Origin of the sequence: Burkholderia cenocepacia (assembly GCF_014211915.1) — a bacterium.
Taxonomy (GTDB): Bacteria; Pseudomonadota; Gammaproteobacteria; order Burkholderiales; family Burkholderiaceae; genus Burkholderia; species Burkholderia orbicola.
The window spans coordinates 1,143,219-1,162,031 of the sequence record NZ_CP060040.1 but is presented as its reverse complement, the minus strand read 5'-3'; the positions used below and the strand labels follow the sequence as shown (position 1 = coordinate 1,162,031).

General features: G+C 65.9%; 18 protein-coding genes. 10 read left to right on the top strand and 8 right to left on the bottom strand.

From position 1 onward, the window contains the following. The 5 genes from urtD to SY91_RS21675 all read left to right on the top strand — a co-directional run bounded on the left by urtD (position 1) and on the right by SY91_RS21675 (position 4,252). Positions 1–744, top strand: a complete 744-nt coding sequence (gene urtD, locus SY91_RS21695) for an urea ABC transporter ATP-binding protein UrtD (RefSeq protein WP_006478796.1) — start codon at positions 1–3, stop codon at positions 742–744. Positions 745–778: 34 nt separating this feature from the next. After that, on the top strand, positions 779–1,468 hold the full coding sequence (gene urtE, locus SY91_RS21690) for an urea ABC transporter ATP-binding subunit UrtE (protein ID WP_006478797.1): 690 nt from the start codon (positions 779–781) through the stop codon (positions 1,466–1,468). A 62-nt stretch (positions 1,469–1,530) separates the two neighbouring features. After that, a complete protein-coding gene (gene fmdA, locus SY91_RS21685; protein ID WP_006478798.1) occupies positions 1,531–2,769 on the top strand; it encodes a formamidase in 1,239 nt (412 codons plus the stop codon). A gap of 37 nt (positions 2,770–2,806) precedes the next feature. Continuing rightward, positions 2,807–3,142 (top strand): FmdB family zinc ribbon protein, encoded by a 336-nt coding sequence (locus SY91_RS21680; protein ID WP_023476820.1) that lies wholly within the window; start codon positions 2,807–2,809, stop codon positions 3,140–3,142. An 84-nt stretch (positions 3,143–3,226) separates the two neighbouring features. Beyond that, positions 3,227–4,252 carry an aliphatic amidase gene (locus SY91_RS21675; RefSeq protein WP_023476821.1) on the top strand — a complete coding sequence of 342 codons (1,026 nt, stop codon included), beginning with the start codon at positions 3,227–3,229 and terminating at the stop codon, positions 4,250–4,252. Between the two features lie 121 nt (positions 4,253–4,373). Here SY91_RS21675 and SY91_RS21670 read toward each other — a convergent pair whose 3' ends face one another. Together SY91_RS21670 and SY91_RS21665 are read right to left on the bottom strand one after the other, a co-directional pair. Further along, complete coding sequence (locus SY91_RS21670) at positions 4,374–5,543, bottom strand: porin (protein WP_006478801.1); 1,170 nt, start codon at positions 5,541–5,543, stop codon at positions 4,374–4,376. Positions 5,544–5,920: 377 nt separating this feature from the next. Next, positions 5,921–6,226, bottom strand: a complete 306-nt coding sequence (locus SY91_RS21665) for a DUF4148 domain-containing protein (protein WP_006478802.1) — start codon at positions 6,224–6,226, stop codon at positions 5,921–5,923. A gap of 277 nt (positions 6,227–6,503) precedes the next feature. Here SY91_RS21665 and SY91_RS21660 point away from each other — a divergent pair, with 277 nt between their 5' ends. The 4 genes from SY91_RS21660 to SY91_RS21645 all read left to right on the top strand — a co-directional run bounded on the left by SY91_RS21660 (position 6,504) and on the right by SY91_RS21645 (position 9,905). Continuing rightward, positions 6,504–6,713, top strand: a complete 210-nt coding sequence (locus tag SY91_RS21660) for a hypothetical protein (RefSeq protein ID WP_023476822.1) — start codon at positions 6,504–6,506, stop codon at positions 6,711–6,713. 292 nt (positions 6,714–7,005) lie between these two features. Then, entirely contained in the window at positions 7,006–7,752 is a 747-nt protein-coding gene (locus SY91_RS21655) for a response regulator transcription factor (RefSeq protein WP_023476823.1), read from the top strand. Further along, the gene (locus tag SY91_RS21650) at positions 7,745–9,163 is read left to right on the top strand and encodes a sensor histidine kinase (RefSeq protein WP_043887845.1); all 1,419 of its coding nucleotides are present in this window, start codon (positions 7,745–7,747) and stop codon (positions 9,161–9,163) included. Before SY91_RS21655 ends, SY91_RS21650 begins: the two co-directional genes overlap by 8 nt. 58 nt (positions 9,164–9,221) lie before the next feature. Then, positions 9,222–9,905, top strand: a complete 684-nt coding sequence (locus SY91_RS21645; protein ID WP_023476824.1) for a response regulator transcription factor — start codon at positions 9,222–9,224, stop codon at positions 9,903–9,905. A gap of 68 nt (positions 9,906–9,973) precedes the next feature. Here the strand turns inward: SY91_RS21645 and SY91_RS21640 are convergent, their stop codons facing one another. Both SY91_RS21640 and SY91_RS21635 read right to left on the bottom strand, forming a co-directional pair. Next, positions 9,974–10,129, bottom strand: a complete 156-nt coding sequence (locus tag SY91_RS21640; RefSeq protein ID WP_023476825.1) for a hypothetical protein — start codon at positions 10,127–10,129, stop codon at positions 9,974–9,976. An 81-nt stretch (positions 10,130–10,210) separates the two neighbouring features. Next, positions 10,211–10,483 (bottom strand): DUF4148 domain-containing protein, encoded by a 273-nt coding sequence (locus SY91_RS21635; protein WP_023476826.1) that lies wholly within the window; start codon positions 10,481–10,483, stop codon positions 10,211–10,213. A 329-nt stretch (positions 10,484–10,812) separates the two neighbouring features. Between SY91_RS21635 and SY91_RS21630 the strand changes: the two genes are divergently transcribed. Beyond that, positions 10,813–11,988 carry a porin gene (locus tag SY91_RS21630; RefSeq protein ID WP_023476827.1) on the top strand — a complete coding sequence of 392 codons (1,176 nt, stop codon included), beginning with the start codon at positions 10,813–10,815 and terminating at the stop codon, positions 11,986–11,988. A gap of 84 nt (positions 11,989–12,072) precedes the next feature. On the opposite strand, the gene SY91_RS21625 is transcribed toward SY91_RS21630, so the two are convergent. The 4 genes from SY91_RS21625 to SY91_RS21610 form a co-directional block, all read right to left on the bottom strand. Further along, a complete protein-coding gene (locus SY91_RS21625) occupies positions 12,073–13,539 on the bottom strand; it encodes an efflux transporter outer membrane subunit (protein WP_023476828.1) in 1,467 nt (488 codons plus the stop codon). Then, a complete protein-coding gene (locus tag SY91_RS21620) occupies positions 13,532–14,737 on the bottom strand; it encodes an efflux RND transporter periplasmic adaptor subunit (RefSeq protein ID WP_006478808.1) in 1,206 nt (401 codons plus the stop codon). Before SY91_RS21620 ends, SY91_RS21625 begins: the two co-directional genes overlap by 8 nt. Further along, on the bottom strand, positions 14,727–17,981 hold the full coding sequence (locus SY91_RS21615; RefSeq protein ID WP_006478809.1) for an efflux RND transporter permease subunit: 3,255 nt from the start codon (positions 17,979–17,981) through the stop codon (positions 14,727–14,729). Before SY91_RS21615 ends, SY91_RS21620 begins: the two co-directional genes overlap by 11 nt. Before the next feature lie 154 nt (positions 17,982–18,135). Further along, positions 18,136–18,810 carry a response regulator transcription factor gene (locus SY91_RS21610; protein WP_006478810.1) on the bottom strand — a complete coding sequence of 225 codons (675 nt, stop codon included), beginning with the start codon at positions 18,808–18,810 and terminating at the stop codon, positions 18,136–18,138. Between the last annotated feature and the right edge of the window lie 3 nt (positions 18,811–18,813).

The window sequence follows — 18,813 nt, the reverse complement described above, 5'->3', positions numbered from 1 at the left end:
ATGAGCAATACCGACTTTCTGCTCGCGATCGAAGACCTGACCGTGTCGTTCGACGGCTTCAAGGCGATCGATTCGCTCAATCTCTATCTCGAACGCGGCGAGCTGCGGGTGGTGATCGGCCCGAACGGCGCGGGCAAGACCACGCTGCTCGATCTCATCTGCGGCAAGACGAAGGAAACGGCGGGCAGCATCAAGTTCCGCAACGAGGAAATCACGCGTCTCGCGGAGTTCCGCCGCGTGCGTCAAGGGATCGGGCGCAAGTTCCAGACGCCGTCGATCTACGAAAACCTGAGCGTCGCGCAGAACCTCGAAGTGTCGTTTCCGCGCGGCCGCAGCGTGTTCGGCGCGCTCGCCTATCGCGAGGATACCGAAGTGGCCGATCGCGTGCGCGACGTGGCCGATGAAATCGGCCTCTCCGCCACACTCGATATGGAAGCCGGGCTGCTTTCGCACGGCCAGAAACAGTGGCTCGAAATCGGCATGCTGCTCATGCAGGACCCCGAACTGCTGATGCTCGACGAACCGATCGCGGGCATGAGCGTGCGCGAGCGTGAACTGACGGCCGAACTGCTCGACCGCATCTGCCGCAATCGCTCGATGATCGTGATCGAGCACGACATGGCTTTCGTGGAGCGCATCGCACACAAGGTCACGGTCATGCATCAGGGGAAGATTCTCGCGGAAGGCCCGATGGCGCAGGTGCAGGCCGACCCGCGCGTGATCGACGTCTACCTGGGCCACTGAGTCCGCCACCGGACGACAACACGGAGAACACATCATGCTGGAAGTCGACGATCTCGTCGTCAGCTACGGCCAGAGCGAGGTGCTGCACGGCATCGACTTTGCCGTCGCGCAAGGCGAAAGCGTGGCCGTGATGGGCCGCAACGGCATGGGCAAGACGACGCTGTTCAAGGCGCTGATCGGCATGCTGCCCGCCAATCGCGGCACGGTGCGCGTGGCCGGCGCCGACGTCTCGAAGGACGAGAGCTACCGCCGCGTGTCGAAGGGCATCGGCTACGTGCCGCAAGGACGGCAGATTTTCGCGTCGCTGACCGTCGAGGAAAACATCCAGACGGGCCTCGAAAACGCACCGAGCCAACGCGTGCCCGACGAGCTCTACGCGTTGTTTCCGGTGCTGTTCGACATGAGAAAGCGCAAGGGCGGCAATCTGTCGGGCGGCCAGCAACAGCAACTCGCGATCGCGCGTGCGCTCGCGACCGACCCGAAAGTGCTGCTGCTTGACGAGCCGACCGAAGGCATCCAGCCGTCCGTCATCAAGGACATCGCCAAGGCGCTCAACCAGATTCGCACGAGCCGCAATATCGCCATCGTCGTGTCGGAGCAGGTGCTGAGCTTCGCGCTCGACGTGGCCGACCGCCTGTTCGTGATCGAGGGTGGGCGCTTCGTGCACCAAAGTACGCGCGATGCGGGCGACACCGACCGCATCCGCGAGTACCTGTCCGTCTGAGCGCGGCGCGGCGTTCGCGCGCCGCGCCGTCTGTCAATCCGCGAACCCAAGGAGCGAACGTCATGCCCGAGACTCTCATCAAGGTCGATCTGAACCAGTCGGCCTACGAAAACGAACAGGTGCACAATCGCTGGCACCCCGACATTCCGATGGCCTGCTGGGTCAAGCCCGGCGACGATTTCATCCTCGAAACCTACGACTGGACCGGCGGCTTCATCAAGAACGACGACAGCGCCGACGACGTGCGCGACATCGACCTGTCGATCGTGCACTTCCTGTCCGGCCCGGTGGGCGTGCACGGCGCGGAGCCCGGCGACCTGCTGGTGGTCGACCTGCTCGACATCGGCGCGAAGGCCGACAGCCAATGGGGCTTCAACGGCTTCTTTTCGAAGACGAACGGCGGCGGCTTTCTCACCGATCATTTCCCCAGCGCGCAGAAATCGATCTGGGATTTTCATGGTGTCTACACGAGCTCGCGCCATATTCCGGGCGTGAATTTCGCGGGCCTGATTCACCCCGGCCTGATCGGCTGCCTGCCCGATCCGACTCTGCTGGAAACCTGGAACGCGCGCGAAACCGGCCTGATCGCCACCGCGCCCGAGCGCGTGCCGCCGCTCGCGAATCCGCCGTTCGCGGCCACCGCGCACATGGGCAAGCTCGCGGGCGACGCGCGCGACCAGGCCGCCGCGCAAGGCGCGCGCACGGTGCCGCCGCGCGAGCATGGCGGCAATTGCGACATCAAGGATCTGTCGCGCGGCTCGAAGGTGTTTTTCCCGGTGTACGTGGATGGCGCGGGCCTGTCGGTCGGCGACCTGCACTTCAGCCAGGGCGACGGCGAGATCACGTTCTGCGGCGCGATCGAAATGGCCGGCTGGGTGCATATGCGCGTGAACCTCATCAAGGGTGGCATGGCGAAATACGGTATCCGCAACCCCGTCTTTCAGCCCAGCCCGATCACGCCGACCTATAACGACTACCTCATTTTCGAGGGCATTTCCGTCGACGAGCAGGGCGGCCAGCATTATCTCGACGTCACCACCGCGTATCGCCAGGCGTGTCTGAACGCCATCGAGTATCTGAAGAAATTCGGTTATTCGGGCGCGCAAGCGTATTCGCTGCTGGGCTGCGCGCCGGTGCAGGGGCATATCAGCGGCGTGGTGGACATTCCGAACGCATGCGCGACCTTGTGGCTGCCCACGCAGATCTTCGACTTCGACATTCGCCCGAATGCCGACGGCCCGATCCGGTACATCCAGGGCGGGGTGGATCTGCCGTGTTCGCCGGATCTCGCGAAGGCGTGAGCGACGCACTGAAATCACGCAGGAACAGGAGACCGTCATGCCAATCTACGACTTCGAATGCGCAAGCTGCGGGCCGTTCTCCGTCATGCGCCGCATCGCGGATCGCGACAAACCGAGCCGCTGTCCCGACTGCGGCGCCGAAGGCGCGCGCGTCGTCAGCGCGCCATCACTGGCGCTGATGGGAGGCGCACGCCGCGCCGCACATGCGACCAACGAACGTGCCGCGCACGCGCCGCGCCAGTCCGGCGACGGGCCGCCACTGCGCCATCGCGCGGGTTGCAGTTGCTGCTCGGGCGGCGCGGCGAAGCTTGCAGGCACGGCGTCGGACGGCCTCAAGCGGCCGGCGGGACGGCCGTGGATGATCAGCCACTAAGGTGTGCCGCGCGCGAGCCGATGCGGGGAAGCAGCGGCCGTCGCATGCGGCGTCAACGTGTACGTGTTAGAGGAGGAAAGCGTCATGCGACATGGTGATATTTCCAGCAGCCGCGATTGTGTGGGTGTCGCGGTGGTCAACTACAAGATGCCGCGTCTGCACACGAAGGCGGAGGTGCTCGACAACGCGCGCCGTATCGCCGACATGGTGGTCGGCATGAAGCAGGGTTTGCCGGGCATGGATCTCGTGGTGTTCCCCGAGTATTCGACCCACGGCATCATGTACGACCGCCAGGAGATGTTCGATACGGCGTCGACGATCCCCGGCGAAGAGACGGACATCTTCGCGGCGGCATGCCGCAAGGCCAACGTGTGGGGTGTGTTCTCGATCACGGGCGAGCGCCACGAAGCGCATCCGCGCAAGGTCCCGTACAACACGCTCGTGCTGATCGACAATCGCGGCGAGATCGTGCAGAAGTATCGCAAGATCATGCCGTGGACGCCGATCGAAGGCTGGTATCCGGGCGACCGCACCTATGTGACGGACGGGCCGAAGGGCCTCAAGATCAGCCTGATCATCTGCGACGACGGTAATTATCCGGAGATCTGGCGCGACTGCGCGATGAATGGCGCCGAGCTGATCGTGCGCTGCCAGGGCTATATGTACCCGGCGAAAGAGCAGCAGGTGATGGTCGCGAAAGCGATGGCGTGGATGAACAATACCTACGTCGCAGTGGCCAACGCGACCGGCTGGGACGGCGTGTATTCGTACTTCGGCCATTCGGCGATCGTCGGGTTCGACGGGCGCACGCTCGGCGAATGCGGCGAGGAGGAAATGGGCGTGCAGTATGCGGAGCTGTCGCTCGGCATGATTCGCGACGCGCGGCGCAACATGCAGTCGCAGAATCATCTATACAAGCTGCTGCATCGCGGGTACACCGGCACGATCCATTCCGGCGACGGCGTGAACGGCGTCGCGGAGTGCCCGTTCGGGTTCTATCGCGACTGGATTGCGGATCCGCACGCCACGCGTCGCCGTGTCGAAGCGCTCACGCGTGCAACGCCGGGCACGCCGGAGTGTCCGATCGAAGGCATTCCACACGAAGACTGAGTGCGTGCGCCCGGGTGTAATCGGGCGAATTCATGAAGGGGATTCGCATCGATTTCGATCGACTCACCGGCGCCCGCACCGAAGCCGCGCCGAGCGGGTTCCGGTGCGGGCCTCCGACGGGTTAGAAGCGATGCACCATGCCCATGCGATAGACCATCTGGTTCGGCCCTGACGACGCGCCAGCCGACGCGTCCACGATCTGGGCTTCGTCAAAGCTCGTCCCGGTACGGGCGCTGACGACATGCTGCCACGCGCCTTGCAGATACAGCGAAGTGCGCTTGCTCAGGTCATAGTCGAGCATCATGCCGATCTGGTGCCACTTGGGGACATATTTCGTGTCGGACGTGTACAGATGCGCCATGGTGAACGTGTAGGACGCTCCCAGCCAGAGGGCGTGAGTAAAGTAGTACTGAGCATTGAGTTCGAAGTTGTCGAATTTCCACGCATTCCACGTCGCGCCGTTTTGCAGGGCGGTATTGTCGATCCACGCATTGCCGGCGGGGTTGTAGACATCGACATGGGACCACGCGGCGCCGACGAGTACGTGGGTGAACTGGTAGGAAGCCGCTACGCCGATGTCCTGCTGCGACGAGCCGTTGAAGAGATCGCCACTGTTGACCGCGCCACCCGCCGCGAGCCCGGGATTGTTGAGCTTCAGGTAGGACGCCGCCGCAGTCAGGTTGCCGCTCTGGTAGTTCAGCGTGGCGCCCCAGACGCGATTGTTCGAGAATCCGCCGGGCTGGTTGCTGAAGCCGTACATCGCTTCCGCGGTGAGTCCGCGGTATGTCGGGGTCACATACTTGACGGCATTGTTGACGCGGAAATCCCAGTCCGTATTGTCGTTGTCGAACGGGTGGGTCGCGATGTCGCCGGCCCAGTTGCCGGCCGCCGTGATGCCGCCGAAGCCGAGCGCGTCGACGCTGGTATCGTACTGGCGTCCGAGCGTGAGCGTGCCATATCGTGACGACGACAGGCCCACGAACGCTTGACGGCCGAACATGCTCGAATCCTGACCGAGCTTGCCGCTGTTCACGTTGAAGCCGTTTTCGAGCTGGAAGATGGCCTTGTCGCCGCCGCCAAGGTCTTCACTGCCTTTCAAGCCCCATCGGCTGCCGAATGTGTCTCCGCTCGACATCTGCCAGGCGCGATGACCGCCTGCATTGCTCGTGAAGTTGAGGCCTTCGTCTATCAGCCCGTATAGCGTGATGCTCTGCTGGGCGTGCGCCGTGCCTGCGAGCAGGAGTGCCGGCGCGAATACGTACCAGGGCAGTTTCTTCGATCGACGTTTCATTTAGTTCCTCTGACGGTGGGGTGGGGCAGTCGGCGCTGGATGGCGCCGACTTCGATGTCGTCCCGGAATGCGATCTCGGCGGACGAGGCAGTGTAGGCAGAGGAAAAGCGGTCGCCGCAACGTGCATGGAAAGACTATTTTTCAGTATTTGAAAGTGTCATGCGCCGACGGATGCTGCACGGAAAAGTGCGGTGCCCTGGAGTCGCATGACGATCGAACGCCTTGCGATGTGTTGTTTTCTATCTTTCGCCGATTGACATCAGGATTTATTCGCGTGAAGCGCCGACATATCGGCACGGAACATCGGAGCAACCCAAAAAAACGCGCGCGGCCACGAGGGCTCGCGCGCAAACTCGGAGAACGGTTGCAGGGAGCGTTCAGTTTCCGCTCGACGCGACGGTATTGGCCGCCCCGGCACAATCGTGCTGGTACTTCTGCATCAGGCGCGCCTGTGCCGAATCGATATCGTCGGGATAGCTGCTCTCGTCTCCAGACGACGGGTTGTAGCCGACGGATTCCAGTTCGTTCAGTTCGTTGACGAGCTGCCGGTGGGAGACCGGGCCGTTCGCATGCACGAACGGATAGTCATGACATTGCGCGGACGTGAGCTTCGTCCCGGCATGCGCGGAGACGCTCAATGCGAGCATGGCGGCGCACACGAGATAACGGACGGGATGATTCATCTTCGGCTCCTGGATAGCGTTGAGTAGAGGCCGTACGGCAGGATGTCTGCGTCGGCCGCGAGGCGAAGATTAGGCACGGCGGACTAGCTAAACGACAGCGCGATGATGAAACATGTTTTAGGCAAGCACGGTTCGGATCATGTACCGGTTGCCGCAGGCATTGAAGGTTAAAGAATCGTTCATGCGCGTGCTTCCGGATGGTTAGGCGCGGCGGCGTATCGTCGAGCGATGGATCGATCGATGCCGCGCGCCGCGCGGTGGACACGGGGGTAAGGCAATGAAATCAAAAGTCATCATGGCTGGGCTGGTCGCGCTGATGGGTGCGTCGCTGCCGGCGTTCGCGAAGGTGCAGGGAACCGGGCTCGCGATCGCCGATGTGACGCTCGCGAACGCGAAAGCCGAACAGCGGGATCGTGCGATCGATGCTGCACGTGATCTCGAATCGCATCGTGCGGACGCGGCCGGCACACGATCGCACCAACGCTGATCGCGCGTTGCCGCGCACCATTCGCAGCCGGTCGCGGCGGCTCGCGTGCGTCGCGAGCCGTGGTACGAAATCGTGTCGCAAAGGCAAGCATGCCGGGTCGTTTTCAGCCTCCGTTGCAATGGCAAATAAGCCAGGATCGAAGCAGACCTGGACGTTATGTTGCCGGATATGAAACTTTCTTCACGAAGCCGACGCGCATCTTTTACGCGTGCACGCATAAGCTCTGCACGAGCGCGTTCGGCCGTCGGGTATCGAAGCGCGCACGTCCCTTCGATGAAGACGAGAATCGTACATGGCATCATCCGCTTCCCCGGTCAACGAGCCGGCCTCGCCTGACAAGCCGGCCGTGGACGGCACGGCCGTCGCGCACGTCCTCACGATCGAAGACGACGAAATCACCGCGAACGAAATAGTCACGGAGCTGGAGGGGCGCGGCTTTACGGTCGAATGGGTGGCGAACGGGCGCGATGGCATGGCCCGCGCGCTCGGCAACGAATTCGACGTGATCACGCTCGACCGGATGCTGCCGGTGGTCGACGGCCTCACGATCCTGACCACGATGCGCAGCGTCGGCGTGCGCACTCCCGTGCTGATGCTGAGCGCGCTCGGCGACGTCGACGAACGGGTCCGCGGGCTGCGTGCGGGGGGCGACGACTACCTGACCAAGCCGTTCGATCCCGAGGAAATGGCCGCGCGCCTGGAGGTGCTGCTGCGCCGGAGCCAGGCCGCGCCGGCCACGTTCGACACGACGCTGGTCGTCGGCCCCCTCAAGCTCGACCTGATCTCGCGCAAGGCGTTTCGCGACGGCGAGGAAATCGTGTTGTTGCCAACCGAGTACCGCGTGCTCGAATACATGATGCGCAATGCCGGGCAAACCATTACGCGGACGATGCTGTTCGAGGCCGTATGGGGCTATCACTTCGATCCCGGCACGAACCTGATCGAAGTGCACATGGGCCGGTTGCGCAGGAAGATCGATCCATCCGATGCGAAGCAGATGATCCAGACCGTACGCGGCGCGGGGTATCGTCTTGGCTGAGCCGGCTACCGCGGCGTCGGCCGCGCATCACGTCCCGCCGGCACCCGCGCGACGCTGGTACTCGAGTACGTTTCGGCTGGTGTCGGTCTATGCCGTGACGTTCTCCGTGTCGGTGATGCTGCTGCTCGGTTTCATCGCATCGGTGATCACGCACGACATGGAGCGGGAAACCGACACGGTGATCGATTGGCAGATGATCTACTTCGATTCGATCCAGGACGGCCAGCTTGCCGCCGCGATCCTGCACCGGATCGAGCACGAGCGGATGCATACCAACTACTACGGGCTCTTTACCGCGGACGGCACGCATATCGCCGGCGATGTGCTGGCGTTGCCCGCCGGCCTGCAGCCGAACCGCAGCGGCGTGACGCTCGATCACACGATGCCGATCGCGGGAGACCAGGTACCGCCGGTCGTCCGCACGATGGCGGAGCGGCGTGCGAACGGCGACGTGCTGGTGCTGGGGCGAGACCTCACGCACATCCTGCGCATCCGCGCGGCGATCATCCAGGCGTTGGTGGGCGGCGGGCTGCTCTGTCTTGGCACGGGCGTCGTGGGCGGCCTGATGCTCAGCGTGCGGCAAATGCGGCGTCTGAAGGAAATCCGGCGCATCACGCAGGGTATTGCGCAGGGCGACCTCGGCCAGCGGTTGCCGGTCGGCGGCCACGACGAGATCGATCTGCTGTCCCATCTCGTCAACCATATGCTCGAGGAGATCGAGCGGCTGATGAACGAGGTAAAGGGGGTCTGCGACGGCATCGCGCATGACTTGCGGACACCGCTCGCCCATGTGCACACGCTGCTCGCGCAGGCGGCACAGCGGGCGGAGCGTCTCGACGATGCGGTGCTGGAGCGTCTCGTCTCGCGGGCACGCCACGAGACCGACGTGTTGCTCGATCGTTTCCGGGCGATGCTGCGTATCGCCGAAATCGGGTCCTTGCAGCGGCGCGGCGGATTTGCGGAGCTGTCGCTGGAGGATCTGGTCATCGACGTCGGGCAGTTGTTCGAACCGCTCGCGGACAGCCGCGCGATCCACTTCGTGCAGTCCGTCGAGCCGGTGGCGCGGATTCACGGCGATCGCGCACTCTTGTTCGAGGCGCTGAGCAACCTGCTCGATAATGCGCTCAAGTACACGACATCGGGCGATACGGTGCGCCTGGAACTGCATGACACGCCGTCCGGCCCGCGCATCGACGTGATCGACAACGGCCCGGGCATCGCAGCCGACGAGCGCGAGGCGGTGCTGCGGTCCCGGTACCGCAGCCGCCGTACCGGGCATCTCGCGGGTGCCGGACTCGGCCTGAGCATCGTATCGACGGTCGTCAACGTGCACGATTTCACGCTGCGGATCGGCCATGCCGAGCCCGGCACGCGCGTGACGATCGAATGCTGGCCGAGGTCGCTGGGATGATGGTCGGCCGGACGACGCTGCGCGTGTCGGCGTATGTCGGCCGCGAGGCCGGTTGACGATGCGCATCCTGCTCGTGACTTCGCCGCATCCGGAAGCGTCGTGGCTGCACAAGGCGCTGCAGGAAAGCGGGCACAGCGTGCCGCGCGCCGATGATCTGCGCGACGGCTTGTTCCTTGCGTCGCAGGAGGCTTTCGACGCGATCGTCGCGACCGCGTTCGAGCCCGGCAGCGATGCCGCGCTGATCGCGATGTTGCCGCGTTTCGTGGCCGACGGCGGCGGCGCCGCGCTCGTGGTGCTGATCGGCGACGCGTCGGCGCGCGAACGCATCCAAATGCTGCGCGCGGGCGCCGATGCCTGTTTCTGCGCACCGTATTCGTTCATCGAGCTGCACGAACGCCTGCAGGCGTTGCAGCGGCTGGCCGGGCCGCGCGAGGCGGGCCGTTCGATCGCGGGTGTGTCCGCGGTCGAGACCCTGGCGCGCGAACTCGCGGACGGCAAGCTGCGTCTCGCCGTGACGCGCCGGGAATTCCTGTTGCTCGAATGCCTGATGCGCCATCCGAACGCGCCGGTGCCGCGCGACCAATTGATCCGGTATGTCTGGCAGGACAAGGAGGATGTCGATCCGTCGAGCGTCAATCTCGTGGTGTCGCGGCTACGCCGCAAGCTCGCGCGGCATCTGCCCGACGTCCGGATCGATACGGTGAGCCGCTATGGCTACCAGGTGACGCTGCCGGACGCATGAACGCGCGGTTTCGGCCGCGCAACGAACATGACGGGCGCACTGCCGATGGCAGCGCGCCCGTCATGCGTTTACGAGCCGAAGAACGGCACGCAGAAGTCGGGCGGGCCGACACAATCGCCGGGGCCATCGGGCTGCGCGGCGGCACAGGCGGACAACATGACGCCGGCGGCAATCGCGACGAGCGCGAGACGGGCGGAACGGGCGAGCAACGAAAGCAGCTTCATGGATGGCGAGCAATTCGGGGGACAGGCGCCGCCGCGGGCGGCGCGAACCGGGCATCGCACCCGGCCGCACGGTCGCCCCCATCAATGCGAATAGAGCGTGGAGTTCAGGTACTTGAGCTGCCCGTCCTGTTCGGCTTGCACGAGTTCGGCATGGACCTCGGCGCGCGTCTTCTCGTGGATCGGCTGGCCGTAGGGCGGCACCCACTGGCCGGCGGCCTGGGCGCCGGGCGCGCCGTCCTTGGTAGCGGCCGGCGACATCCGGGTCGGCTGGCTGCCGGTCAGCGCAAACGCGGGAACGGACAGCGTGCCGATTGCGGCAAGCATGGCGGCGGCGACGATGCGGGCGGTTTTCATGTCTGGAGTCCTCGTGATGATTGAAAGGGAATTTCCCCGGCGCGGCGTGTCGATGTCGGCGTCGTGCACAGATTGAGGACAAGCATAGAGGAGGGGCGTTAGCGGATCGGCATACGCAACGTGAAAAGAAATTCATGCATGGGCGCGCATTCGCGGTGGACGTGAAACCGGTATGTCGCCAGGATGAAGCAGGTTTCATGTTTCGGGCCGTTTCGATAACGGCGCTGTCACGCCCGCTGCCTAAATTGGGCGCCATCGCATCGCGCACGGGCGGCCATGTTGCCCGGGCCGGCGATGCGAGCAGACCGATCCACTTCAACGAAACCATCATGAAGAAATATCTGGCAATTCCGGCGGCGGTCGCCTGCCTGCTGGCGAGCGCGGCGCATGCGCAGAGCAGCGTGACGCTGTACGGCACGATCGACGCGGGCCTGGACTACATCAGCAACCAGAAATCGGCCGCGGGCGCGGGGCCCGTCTACGGTGTCCAGAGCGGCAACGTCAGCACGTCGCGCTGGGGGCTGCGCGGCAACGAGGATCTCGGCGGCGGGCTGGCCGCCGTGTTCGCCCTCGAGAACGGCTTCAACGTCGCGAACGGCAAGCTCGGCAACGGCGGCGACGAATTCGGCCGCCAGGCGTGGGTCGGCCTCGCGAGCCGCCAGTGGGGTACGGTGACGCTCGGCCGCCAGTACGATTTCCTGGTCGACTTCGTCGCGCCGCTGTCGGCGACGGGGTCGGGATTCGGCGGCAACCTCGCCGATCATCCGTACGACAACGACAACCTCGCCAACGACACGCGGATGAACAACGCGGTGAAGTTCCGCAGTGCGAACTACGGCGGCTTCACGTTCGGCGGTGCGTACGGCTTCAGCAATCAAGGCGGCGGATTCAGCAACGACAATGCGTACAGCGTCGGCGCGCAGTACGTGAACGGCCCGGTCGACCTCGCCGTCGCGTACCTGCAGTCGAACCAGCCGGGCGGTGTCGACGCGCCGCAGAACACCGGCGGGTCGCTGAGCAGTTCGGATGGCGATGCAATGCTTGCGGGCGGCCGCTGGCGCACGTTCGGCGCCGGCGTGCACTATGCGTTCGACCATGCCGCGATCGGCTTCGTCTACACGAGAACGATCCTGAACGACCCGCGCGAGCTGTCGCAGGGCGGCGCGTACGGCCGCGTGAACGGCCAGTTGCTGACCTTCAGCAACTACGAACTGAACGGACGCTATTTCCTCACACCGGCCTTCTCGCTGGGCGGCGCCTACACGTTCACGCAGGGGCGCTTCGACGATGCGGGCCGCGGCATCGCGCCGAAGTGGGACCAGTTCATGCTGCAGGCCGACTATGCGCTGTCGCGTCGCACCGACCTCTATCTGGAAGGCGTGTATCAGCGCGTGACGGGCGCGGACGGCGTCGCGGTGCTCGGCCACGCGGGGATCTTCAACCTTGCCGCGTCAGGCAACGATCGTCAGGCCGTCGTCGCGGCCGGTATCCGTCACAAGTTCTGAGTGGCCGGGCTGATGTAAAAAACGGCACCCGTCATCGCGACGGGTGCCTTGAAACGCGACACGCCTCGTCATGTCGCAAGGGATTCAGTTCGCTGAACTAGCCATCGTCGCGGCCGGTGCCTGCGTACCGGGTGGGGCTTCATCGGTCGACCACCCGCCGCCCAGCGCGGCGATCAAGCCCACCGCCGCGAGTTGTCGGCGCGTGTCCAGTTCCAGCATCGCGATCTTCGTATCGAGCTCGGTGGTCTGCGCCGTCACGACGTCGAGATAGCTGACGACGCCGTCCCGATAGCGCGACATCGACAACTGCAACGTGCGTTCGGCCGCGTCGAGCGCTTCCTGTTCGCGATCGGCTTCGTCGCCGAGGTGATGCGCGAGCGCGAGGTTGTCTTCCACCTGCTGGCACGCGTCGAGCACCACCGCGCGGTATTTCGCGCCGTTCTCGGCCAGCTGCGCGCGCGCCTGGTCGGTGAGCGCCTGGCGCCGGCCGCCGTCGAACAGCGTCAGCGCGAGGCTGGGCCCGATCGACCAGATCTCGTTCGGCGCGCGGAGCCAGTGGCCGAGGCCCGAGCTCTGGTAGCCGCCGACCAGCCCGAGCGTGATGTCGGGGAAGAATGCCGCGCGCACCACGCCGATCTTCGCGTTGGCGGCGGCCATGCGCCGCTCGGCCGCCGCGACGTCGGGCCGCCGCTGCAGCAGCGTCGCGGGAATGCCGGCCGGGATCGTCGGCAGATACGCCGGGTTCAGGTCCGGCGTCAGCGAGAACGACGATGCCGGTACGCCCGTAAGCGTCGCGATCGAGTGCTCGTAGAGCGCGCGTCGCGCCCGTACGTCCTCGGCCGACGCGCGGGCCGAATCGAGCTGCGTCCGCGCGCGCGACACGTCGAGATCGGACGCGATGCCGCCCGCGTGCCGGCTCATCGTCAGGCGCAGCGCGCGCTGATACGTGTCGATCGTGTCGGCCAGCAGCTGTTGCTGCTGGTCGAGCCCGCGCAGGTTGAAGTACGCGCTGGCGAGGCTGGCCTGCAGGCTCAGCCGCACCGACGCGAGATCGTCGGCGCTGGCCTGCGCGTCGGCGCGCCCGGCCGCGACTTCGTTGCGGACTTTCCCCCACAGGTCGAGGTCGTAGTCGAAGCCGGCGTCGAGCGTGTTGTCGCCATAGACGTTCGGCTGGTTCGAGCCGCGCAGCGGCCGCGTGGCCGATTGGCGGTTGCTCGAGATCTGCGCGCCGAGACCGATGGTCGGGAAGAGGCCCGAGCGCGCCTGGTCGAACAGCGCGGCCGCTTCGTCGTGGCGGGCCACGGCCGCGGCCACGTCGGGGTTCGCCGCGGCCACCCGTGCTTCGAGCCGGTCGAGCACGGGGTCGCGGAACGCCTTCCACCAGCCGTCGCGTGCGATACGGTCGGCTGGCTTCGCGGCCTGCCAGCCGCCGGCTTCCTTGAAGCTGGCGGGCAGCGCCGTTTGCGGCGCGTAATAGGCGGGCGCGAACGAGCACGCGGACAGGAACGCGACGCTGGCGAGTATCGCGCAGAGCCGAAGCCGGTTAGCCATGCGCGCGCTCCGTATCGCGGGCGACCGACGCGACGGTGCGGACCGGCGCCGCGAGCCTGACCGGGTCGCCGTCAGCGAGCGAGTCGGGCGGATTGTCGATCACGCGGTCGTCCGGCGCGAGGCCGGTCGCGATCTGTACGTGCGTGCCGAGATCGGTCGCGATCGTCACGGGCTTGAAGATCGCGCGATCGTCCTTGCCGACCACGGCGACCTGCAGGCCGGCCTGCCGGAAGATCAGCGAGCTGGCCGGAATCGTCAGCGCGTGGGTGCTGCCGGCCGGCAGCGCGAAATGCACCTCGGTGTATTCGCCGGGAATCAGCTTGCCTGCGGAGTTGTCGACCATCAACTGCACGAGCAGCGTGCCGGTCGAATCGGCGATCGAGTCGTCGGTGTCGGCGAGCGTCGCACGGAAGGTCTCGCCCGGATGCTCCGGCACGGTCAGCGTGGCCGTCATGCCGGGCCGGATCGCGGCGGCCTCGTTCTGCGGCACGCTCACGTAGACGCGCATCCGGTGGACGTCGGATACCGCGAACAGCTCCGGGCCGGCGCCGCCGCCGGCCGAGATCAACTGGCCGATGTCGGTCTTGCGCGCGGTGACGACGCCGTCGAACGGCGCGACGATGCGCTTGAACGCCTCCAGCGCGTCGAGGCGCCGCACGTTGGCCTCGTTGGCCGCGACGATCGCCTGCTTGGCCGCGAGGTCGCTGGTCTTCTCGTCGGTTTCCTGCTGCGACACCGAATCCTGCGCGAGCATCCGGGTCCAGCGCGCGGCCGTGGACGCGGCGAGCTTCTCGTTGGCGAGCGAGCTTTGCAGGTCGGCGCGCGCCTGCTGCAGTTGCTGGTCGAGCTCGGGCGTATCGATCAGCCCGAGCAGTTGCCCAGACTTCACGTGCGCGCCGATGTCGGTGTACCACGCACGCAGGTAGCCCGACACCTGTGCGTGGATCGGCGCGCTCTCGAACGCGGACAGGTGGCCGGGCAGCACGAGCGTCGCGCCGTCGCCGCCGGTCGACGGCGTGTACGCGACCACGGTCGGCACCGCTTGTTCAGCGGACCAGGTCGTCATTTCCTGTTTCGCGTGCGCGCGGCCGACGATGCCGGTCGCCACGATGCCGGCCGCGATCAGCGCGGTGATCGTGGCGACGAGCTTGAGGTTGGGCAGCCGTTTCGGCGACTTGATATCGATCTCAGTGGACATGGGAAGCTCCGGACGCGGAAGGAGAGGAAGCGCGGGACGCGTCGTGCTTGAGCGCATCGCGCCGGTGCACGAGGCTGAACACGACGGGAACGAAGAACAGCGTCGCGATCGTCGCGCACGCGAGGCCGCCGATCACGGCGCGGCCGAGCGGCGCGTTCTGCTCGCCGCCGTCGCCGAGGCCGAGCGCCATCGGCGCCATGCCGATGATCATCGCGAGCGCGGTCATCAGCACCGGGCGAAAGCGCGTGAAACCGGCTTCGAGCGCGGAGGCCAGCGCGTTGCCGGTTTCGGCCAGGCGCTCGCGCGCGAAACTGACGACGAGGATCGCGTTCGCGGTGGCCACGCCCATGCACAGGATCGCGCCGGTCAGCGCCGGCACCGACAGCGGCGTATGCGTGGTGAACAGCATCCAGACGATGCCGGCCAGCGCGGCCGGCAGTGCCGAGACGATCACGAATGCGTCGGCCCACGAGTGGAAGTTCACGACGATCAGCAGGTAGATCAGCACGATCGCGCCGACGAGGCCGAGCAGCAGGCCGGCGAACGCGCCGTTCATGGTCTGCACCTGGCCGCGCAGCGTGACGGTCGACCCCTTGGGCAGATCCTTCGCGGTGGCCTTGACGATATCGTCGATGTCGGTCGCGACCGCGCCGAGGTCGCGACCCTGGGTGGTCGCGTAGATGTCGAACAGCGGCTCGATGTTGTAGTGCGACACCACCGCGTTGCCGACCCCGCGCGTGATCGTGGCCAGGCCGCCCAGCAACTGGGACTGGCCGTTCGCGCCGGTGACCGGCAGGTTCTGCAGCGCCGACAGCGTGGTCATGCGGTACTGCGGCGTTTGCGCGACGATCGGATAGGACACGCCGTTGCGCGGGTTGAGCCAGTAGGTCGGGTCGACCTGGCTGGTGCCGGCGAGCGTCGCGACCACCGAGTTCGTCACGTCCTGCTCGGTGATGCCGAGCTGGTCGGCGCGCGTGCGGTCGACCGTCACCGTGAACTGCGGATAGGTGCTGGCCTGCTGGATGCGCGGGTCGGCGACCCCCGCGATCAGGCGCAGCTTGCGGTACAGCTCGTGCGCATAAGCGAGATTGGCCTGCTGGTTGGGGCCGGCCACCTGCAGGTCGACCGGGGCCGGTGCGCCGAAGTTGAGGATCTGGCTGACGATGTCGGCGGGCAGGAACGAGAACGTGGTGCCCGGATAGGCGCGCGGCAGGCGTTCGCGCAGCGTGTGCACGTAGTCGGCGGTCGGCGCGTGATCGCGCGACAGCGAGATCAGGATGTCGCCGTCCTGCGGTCCGAGCGTGCCGCTGTTGTTGTAGGTCAGGTTGATCCCGCTGTTCGGCAAACCGATGTTGTCTATCACTTCGCGCAACTGCGTAGGCGGAATCACGCCGCGAATCGTGTTTTCGATGCGGTCGAGCTCGGCGGCGGTTTCCTCGACCCGCGTGCCGACCGGCGCACGCACGTGCAGCGCGATCTCGCCGGAATCGATGGTCGGGAAGAAGTTGCGACCGAGCGACGGTGCGAGCAGGAAGGACGCGGCCACGATGCAGAGGAAGGCGACGACGAACGGCTTGCGGCGCGTGAGCGCGAGGCCCAGCAGGATTCGGTACGACGCGCGCACGGACTCGAAGCGGCGCTCGAATGCACGCTGGAAGCGCACCAGCGGATTGCGCGACGGCGGGACGTCATGCGCGCCGGCATGGCCCGCGTGCGGGTCCATCACCGCGGCCAGTTCGCCCGACGCATGACCGGCCGATGCGTGCGGCTTGAGCAGGTATTGCGCGAGCATCGGCACGAAGGTGCGCGACAGCACGAACGACGACACCATCGAGAAGATCACTGCCTTGGCCATCGGCACGAACAGAAAGCGCGAGATGCCGTCGAGCATCAGCATCGGCACGAACACGATGCAGATGCACAGCAGCGAGACGAGCGCCGGCATCACGATCTGTTTCGCGCCGTCGACGATCGCGGTGCGTGTGTCCTTGCCCTGTTCGAGGTGCCAGTTCACGTTCTCGATCGTCACCGTCGCATCGTCGACCAGAATCCCGACCGCGAGCGCGAGGCCGCCGAGCGTCATCACGTTGAGCGTTTCGCCGGTGGCCGCGAGCAGCGCGATCGCCGAGAGCACGGCCAGCGGGATCGACGCGGCGATGATCAGCGTCGAGCGCCACGAGCCGAGGAACAGCAGGATCATCAGCGAGGTCAGCGCGGCGGCGATGATGCCTTCGCGTGCCACGCCGCTGACGGCGCCGTTCACGAAGGTCGACTGGTCGCCCATCGTGACGAGCTTCAGGCCCGGCGGCAGCGTCTGTTCGACCAGCGGCAGCTTCGCCTTCACGCCGGCGATGATGTCGAGCGTCGATGCCGAGCCGTTCTTCAGGATACTCATCAGCACCGCGCGGTGGCCGTCCACGCGCACGATGTTGCCCTGCGGCGGGTAGCCGTCGCGCACATGGGCGACGTCACGGATATAAATCGTCGTGCCGCCGACCGACTTGATCGGCAGGTCGTTCAACGCGTCGAGCGAGAGCGGGCTGTTGTTGAGCTTGATGTTGTATTCGAAGCGGCCGATCTTCTGCGTGCCGGCCGGGATGATCTGGTTCTGCTGCGCGAGCGCGTGCGCGACGTCCTGCGCCGACAGCCCTTTCGACTGCAGCGCCTGCGGGTCGAGGTCGATCTGCACCTCACGTGTCTTGCCGCCGTACGGCGTCGGAATCGCGACGCCGGGCACCGACAGCAACTGCGGCCGAATGAAGTTGACCGCGTAATCCCCGAGCTTCTGTTCGTCGAGCGTGTTGCTGGTCAGCGCGATCTGCAGCACGGGCACGGTCGACGCGTTGTAGTTGAGGATCTGCGGCGGCGTGGTGCCGGGCGGCATCTGCTTGAGCACGGTCTGCGAGATCGACGTGACTTGCGCGGTCGCCGTGCGGATATCGACGGTCGGCTGGAAGAAGATCTTCACGATGCCGTAGCCGCGGAACGATTGCGATTCGATGTGCTGGACGTCGTTGACCGTCGTGCCGAGCGTGCGCTCGTAGTAGGTGATCACGCGTCCGGACATGTCGTCCGGCTGCAGGCCGGCGTAGTTCCACACGACGCTGATCACCGGAATGCGGATGTCCGGGAAGATGTCGATGGGCGTTCGGACCGCAGCAAGCGGGCCCGCGATCAGGATCAGCAGCGCCAGTACGACGAACGTATAGGGCCGCGTGAGCGCGAGCCGGACAATTTTCAGCATGAGGTGCTGCTCCGTTCAAAAGCGTCGTGAAGAAGAGCCGGATGTGCGCGTCTTCGGGAAAACACCGATGCGCAACCGCTGACCGCATTCTGCGGAGCAGCCCCTAACAACGGGTCGCAAAAAAGATGAAACAAGTTTTAAGGTGCGGGCGCACTCAGCCGAGCATGTAGCCCGAGCCGCGGATCGTGCGGATCAGCGGCGCCGCGCCGGGCCGGTTCACCTTCTTGCGCAGGCGGCCGATGTGCACGTCGATCAGGTTCGTGCCGGGATCGAAGCGGCAGCCCCACACGGCCTCGAAGATCATCGTGCGCGTGAGCACGCGGCCGGCGTTGCGCATCATGAATTCGAGCACGCGGGATTCGGTCGGCAGCAGCGCGAGCTCGCGCGCGCCCAGCGTGGCGCGTCGCCGCACGAGGTCGAGCGCCAGCTCGCCGGCGCGCAGTACCGTCTCGACGCGCGTGCCGCGCGGCCGCCGGCGAATCAGCACGTCGATGCGCGCGCACATCTCTTCGAGCGAGAACGGCTTGACGAGGTAGTCGTCGCCGCCGGCGCGCAGCCCCTCGATACGCTGGTCGACCCCGGACATCGCACTCATCACGAGGACCGGCGTATCGAGGCCGACGCCGCGCATCGTGGCGAGGATCGTGAGCCCGTCGAGGTCGGGCAACATGCGATCGAGCGTGACGACGTCGTAGTTCGCGCTCATCGCCCGGGCCATGCCGTCGCGGCCGGTGCGCGCGACGTCGATCTGGTGGCCCGCGGCATGGAGCGTATGCGCGATGTGATCGGCGATCAGCGGATCGTCTTCGATCGTCAGGATGTGGGCCATGGC

Excerpts from the sequence above, each read along its gene's own strand:
- SY91_RS21610 (WP_006478810.1), bottom strand. The coding sequence starts at position 18,810 with ATGGCCCACATCCTGACGATCGAAGACGATCCGCTGATCGCCGATCAC.
- SY91_RS21630 (WP_023476827.1), top strand. The coding sequence starts at position 10,813 with ATGAAGAAATATCTGGCAATTCCGGCGGCGGTCGCCTGCCTGCTGGCG.
- SY91_RS21665 (WP_006478802.1), bottom strand. The coding sequence starts at position 6,226 with ATGAATCATCCCGTCCGTTATCTCGTGTGCGCCGCCATGCTCGCATTG.
- SY91_RS21655 (WP_023476823.1), top strand. The coding sequence starts at position 7,006 with ATGGCATCATCCGCTTCCCCGGTCAACGAGCCGGCCTCGCCTGACAAG.
- SY91_RS21615 (WP_006478809.1), bottom strand. The coding sequence starts at position 17,981 with ATGCTGAAAATTGTCCGGCTCGCGCTCACGCGGCCCTATACGTTCGTC.
- SY91_RS21670 (WP_006478801.1), bottom strand. The coding sequence starts at position 5,543 with ATGAAACGTCGATCGAAGAAACTGCCCTGGTACGTATTCGCGCCGGCA.
- SY91_RS21645 (WP_023476824.1), top strand. The coding sequence starts at position 9,222 with ATGCGCATCCTGCTCGTGACTTCGCCGCATCCGGAAGCGTCGTGGCTG.
- urtE (WP_006478797.1), top strand. The coding sequence starts at position 779 with ATGCTGGAAGTCGACGATCTCGTCGTCAGCTACGGCCAGAGCGAGGTG.
- SY91_RS21620 (WP_006478808.1), bottom strand. The coding sequence starts at position 14,737 with ATGTCCACTGAGATCGATATCAAGTCGCCGAAACGGCTGCCCAACCTC.
- SY91_RS21635 (WP_023476826.1), bottom strand. The coding sequence starts at position 10,483 with ATGAAAACCGCCCGCATCGTCGCCGCCGCCATGCTTGCCGCAATCGGC.
- SY91_RS21680 (WP_023476820.1), top strand. The coding sequence starts at position 2,807 with ATGCCAATCTACGACTTCGAATGCGCAAGCTGCGGGCCGTTCTCCGTC.
- SY91_RS21640 (WP_023476825.1), bottom strand. The coding sequence starts at position 10,129 with ATGAAGCTGCTTTCGTTGCTCGCCCGTTCCGCCCGTCTCGCGCTCGTC.
- SY91_RS21660 (WP_023476822.1), top strand. The coding sequence starts at position 6,504 with ATGAAATCAAAAGTCATCATGGCTGGGCTGGTCGCGCTGATGGGTGCG.
- fmdA (WP_006478798.1), top strand. The coding sequence starts at position 1,531 with ATGCCCGAGACTCTCATCAAGGTCGATCTGAACCAGTCGGCCTACGAA.
- urtD (WP_006478796.1), top strand. The coding sequence starts at position 1 with ATGAGCAATACCGACTTTCTGCTCGCGATCGAAGACCTGACCGTGTCG.
- SY91_RS21625 (WP_023476828.1), bottom strand. The coding sequence starts at position 13,539 with ATGGCTAACCGGCTTCGGCTCTGCGCGATACTCGCCAGCGTCGCGTTC.
- SY91_RS21675 (WP_023476821.1), top strand. The coding sequence starts at position 3,227 with ATGCGACATGGTGATATTTCCAGCAGCCGCGATTGTGTGGGTGTCGCG.